This is a genomic window from uncultured Dialister sp. (genome assembly GCA_900314595.1).
Classification (GTDB): domain Bacteria; phylum Bacillota; class Negativicutes; order Veillonellales; family Dialisteraceae; genus Dialister.
This window is the reverse complement of record OMVW01000077.1, coordinates 1-4063: the sequence shown is the minus strand read 5'-3', so window position 1 is coordinate 4063 and position 4063 is coordinate 1. Positions and strand designations below refer to the sequence as shown.

The window sequence follows — 4063 nt, the reverse complement described above, 5'->3', positions numbered from 1 at the left end:
ATTTGTGCACGGAAATTATAACATTTCCACTCAAAGGGAGGCTTTCCTTTTTTATTGTTTCTGGAAAAATTCCCCTACCGAGTAAAATTTTACACTAAGCGGATCCGCAAGCCCCGGAACCTCCTGACTGACCATTTCCTCATTTGTGCCGGGAAGCTTTTGACTATTAGCCTCGTACGTGACTTGTACAGTTAAACAACCTTTCCGTCTGCTCCGCAGACACCTTTCCATCCCAGGAAAGGTGGTGCCCGACTGTCATGTTTTCCGCTTTCCGCATAAGTGCCTTGCATGGATAGTGCAGAAAAAATATCAAATCGCTCCTCACCGTTATCGCGGAAACTCTGAGACCTTCATCAGCCTCCTGAATTTGGATTCCTCATTTGTGTCAAATATGTTGCGCCAGTTAATCCCGTTTCAATTTTTACGGGCTTTTCGTCCCGCCTGTGTACATTCCCAATAAAAAAGCGTGCCGCATCAGCGGCACACCTCCACGAAGAACGAACAACGAATCACGAAGAACGATTCCTCAATACAAAAGAACCGATTGTATGCACAACCGGTTCTTTATTTCTAAAAACTAACTGCTAATCACTAACGACTTACTTTCCCTGCCGGTTCAGTTCCTCTATATCCATCATTGCCTTATAAACCATATCGAAAGTGATATCATAGGGCTTTACCCGCATATCTTTCGTATGGAGGCAGTTCTTCACCAGTTCGTCCGGATGAGCAGGGTCGATGCCGATATCGGAAAGACAGTGGGGAAGGTTGATGGATTTCGCAAAGCTGCGGATCTTGTCTCTTTCTTCGTACTGCCCATCCAGCTGCAGCATGACCTGCAGACCATAGTTGACGACTGCCCCGTGGAGGTGATTTCCTTTATGAGGCGTATTGGTATGGGAATTGTAGATGGCGTGAGCCAGGCAGGAGTCCAGATCATCTTCGATGCAGACCGAAGCCATGCCGGGTGCCACGATGATGGAAAGGATAGCCGGTTCCAGAGAATCATTCACTTCCTGACGGTCTACCGCTTCCAGCGCTTTTTTGCCGTATTTCAAAATACCGTTCTTTACATTCTGTGCATTGGCTACGCCTGTTTCCTGTACCCAGTCCAGGTCAAGGCCGCGCGCGGAGAAAGGCACTTCATACTGCTTGGCCAGTGCATCCCCCAGGCCCGCCCAGAAATAGTCTCTTGGCGAATGGGCGATGATTTCCGTATTGATAAAAGTATGATATGCATTTCTTTCTCTATAGATTGAGCAGCGGAAGGAATGGTCCGGATTGTACATGATGCATACGGCCGTGACAGATGCGCAGTTCGATGCAAGTGTGGGGAAGGTGAAAAGCGGTTTATGAAGGAGATGGCTGGCCCACTTGGTGGTATCCGTGGCCCGTCCGCCGCCTACCGCAAAAATCATATCTGCCTTCTGCACTTCCGGAATCTTTGTCAGCGCTTCTGCATTTTCAAAAGTTGCATCATCGCCATAGAGGAAAGAACCCAGGATTTCGATATGTCCTTCACAGACTTTGCGAATCAGCGGTTCTGCAGCAGCTCTTGATTTATTGCCGCCGATAATAACAGCCGTCCTGCCATAATCGCCGCAGATGTCCGGTACCGCCTCGTAGGCATCGGTGCCGATGGTGAAATGTGGGAAAAATGTGGATTTCATATATGTGCCTCCTTGAGGATATTTTTATGTAACGTAGCTATTATAGGCCCGGGTGCTCCGGGATTCAAGACTTTGGAAATAGTTCCCCAAAATTTCCGGCAAAGACTGGCAAAATAATCATCATTTTCCATAATGAAATCAGCTTTTGAATCGCCCGGGATTATCGGGATTCGTTCCGGGGATATCGGGAAGGTGTGCGCCCTGCGGGCGCAAATTTTATATATTTGGCCGTTACACGCCAGTGTATGGGAGATCATTTTCACATGTACGATTGATAGCCCTGCAGCACCGCCTCGCAAGAACTTTCCACACTTCCGGACGACGGACGAAATGACCGGAAAAATTTTTTATCATTGCAGTTCATCTCTATCAAGGGGAACTTTTTTCATTCGTATGGCATGCTATAGTGTCACTTGATCAAGGACGATATCCGGCTTTTCAACCCCGCCTGTGCAAATTCCCATAAAAAATATGGGCTGCATCAGCAGCCAATCTTTCCCGGCAGTCCCGATATTCCCGACTGCCCCGACACCCCCGATTCAAAAGTTTTTATTTCTTAAGTTTCCACCCTGCATCCAATCGTTTCCCTCTCCTGTTTCCCACGCAAAAAAGAGCCCCGTAAGGAGCTCTTTTCTGTATAGGAGTGATTAGAACTTGTAGTTCAGGGTTACGTTCCAAAGGTCGTCGTAGTTGAGCTGAGAGTCTTTGTTCTTGCCTTCTACGTCGAATGCATAAGCTGCATGGAGGCCGACGTTCTTCTGAAGGGTGATATCAGCCTTAGCGACCCAGAAGGTGACTTTCTTGGAATCCAGATCCTTAAATGCGATATCCTGTGCATCGCCATCAAATGTGGTGCCGCCCATGTAGGTGCCGTTTTCACTGCTTACATACTGAGCGGAAAGGCTGAAGGTGCCCGGTTTCTTCCAGTTCTGTTTACCATAGGAGAGACCTGCGGACCAGAGTTCCGGATCGCCTTTAGCAGCGGTATTCTGATAGAAATCGCCAAATACGTTGAACTTGTCGGCGAATGCATAGTTCAGGCCTACGCCCCATACGTCATAGTCCATAGCGGATGCGGTGACATATTCTGCATCATAAGCCAGATTGCCAGCTGCGCCGCCGAGACGGAAGTAAGCGACTTCCTTCTTGGTCCAGTCATCATCATTCTTGTAGTCATTCAGGGATTTAATTGCCTTTGCATCCCAGTCATCGAAGCGAGCATAGCCTGCAGTCAGCTTCAGATCCTTTGCACCATAAGCCAGTTTAGCGCCTTTGATTTCGGAATCATAAAGGATACCGGTCTGGCCGAAAGTTTCCTTATACTTGCCGACAGTCAGCTTTGTCTTGTCGCCGAATTTGTGTTCAACGAATAACTGCTGCATGTAGGTATCGGAATCACCGCCCTTGAATTTCATATCGGTACGAATCAAACCTGTAACGGTGGTGCTGTCATTGACCTGAGCCTTTGCCTTGATTCTCATACGGCCATCCCAGGAATCGCCGGCTTTGCCGTCCCAGACTTTTTTCTTTCCGCCGTTTTTATCCTGCTTGAATTTCTGGTTCAGACGCATACGGGCATCGCCGGACCAGGACAGGTTTCCGACTTTCTTTTCCAGGTTGGAAACGCGTACGCCCAGGTTAGCCAGTTCATCAGCGTATTCGCCGGCCAGTTTGTCCAGGGTAGCTCTCTGTTCGCTGTTCAGCTGGTCTTCTTTAGCCATGAGGCGGGCAATGATCTGAGCCAGTTCGTATCTGGTCATGTTTCTTTCGCCCTTGAAGGTGCCGTCCGGATAGCCTTCTACGACGCCCTGATCGGACAGGTCGGAAACTGCCTGGTAAGCCCAGTCATCCGGGGTTACATCGGAAAACGGATTTGCGGCGAATGCGGAAATGCCGCAGGAAAGTGCAGCTGCTGCTGCGATTGCGAGAATCTTTTTCATGTTCTCTCTCCTTATAGAAATGCCTTTCGGCAGGTATGGTCCTGAGGGAGAAACATTCTTTCCGCGAGTTGCCGTGTTTCCTCTGGATCCCGTTCCTCCGCCGGTGTGCGGACCTTTCCACCGGTACCTTCATTGTAGGGAATAAAACCGGTGCGTACTACCGCAAAGGAGTCAAGCCTATGCAATATATTCTACAAGATTGTAATCATTGTGAAATATAATGATTAAATTTGGAGCAATGTTTTACATAAGAAGATGTGTGTATGTTTTGTGTCATATTTGTGTTATCTCATCCGGCGTGGTCGTTCTTCGTGATTCGTTGTTCGTTCTTCGTTCTTCGTTAAGGATATGGTTCCCTAAAATGGTCCTAGGAAATTGGACACGGGAAACTGGTATCCCCGAACATAGGACAGGGTAAACTGGAAAATCCCTTTGCCATGGACACTCTACTCC

Annotated in this window: 2 protein-coding genes; both read right to left on the bottom strand. The window is 48.2% G+C overall.

The features are described 5' to 3' along the window. Positions 1–599: 599 nt before the first annotated feature. A complete protein-coding gene (locus QZN42_RS10090; RefSeq protein WP_296957328.1) occupies positions 600–1670 on the bottom strand; it encodes an iron-containing alcohol dehydrogenase family protein in 1071 nt (356 codons plus the stop codon). Between the two features lie 647 nt (positions 1671–2317). Then, the gene (locus tag QZN42_RS10085) at positions 2318–3610 is read right to left on the bottom strand and encodes an S-layer homology domain-containing protein (RefSeq protein ID WP_296957325.1); all 1293 of its coding nucleotides are present in this window, start codon (positions 3608–3610) and stop codon (positions 2318–2320) included. Positions 3611–4063: the final 453 nt, after the last annotated feature.